The organism is Vibrio sp. 1078-1, assembly GCF_033340475.1.
In genome coordinates, this window is record NZ_JAWOWM010000796.1 from 1 (window position 1) to 538 (window position 538).

General features: G+C 46.8%; 1 protein-coding gene. It reads left to right on the forward strand.

The features are described 5' to 3' along the window. Positions 1 to 146: 146 nt before the first annotated feature. On the forward strand, positions 147 to 538 hold a 392-nt coding region (gene galT, locus R7190_RS30120; protein WP_318138241.1), incomplete at its 3' end, for a galactose-1-phosphate uridylyltransferase.

The following is a 538-nucleotide window of genomic DNA, read 5'->3' on the forward strand; positions in this document are numbered from 1 at the left end:
TGTTACGGAAATGACGGCGGATACCTGGTTATGGCAATCAAATAATCCTCAAGGTTATTCCGCTGAGTAATTTAAGCCGATCTGCAGATCCAGTCTCATCGAGATGTGCAGTGAAAAGAACGTATTTTGAAAGTTGAGTAAATAAGATGTCGAATGTTGAATTTAATCCAGTGGATCATCCACACCGTCGTTACAACCCGTTGACTGGTCAATGGGTTTTGGTATCACCACACCGGGCAAAACGTCCATGGAGTGGTGCTGATGAAAAGCCTGCGATGGACGAACTGCCGACTTACGACGGCAAGTGTTTCCTTTGTCCGACCAACGAACGTATTTCAGGTGACGTGAACCCTGATTACCAAGGAACCTATGTGTTCAATAACGATTTTGCGGCTCTGATGGTGGATTCACCAGATGCACCAGAGTCAAACAACCCGCTATTCAAAACGCAAGGCGTGCGTGGTTTGAGCCGAGTGATTTGCTTCTCGCCAGATCACAGCAAAACCTTACCGGAGCTGCCAGTGGATAAAATTCGTGG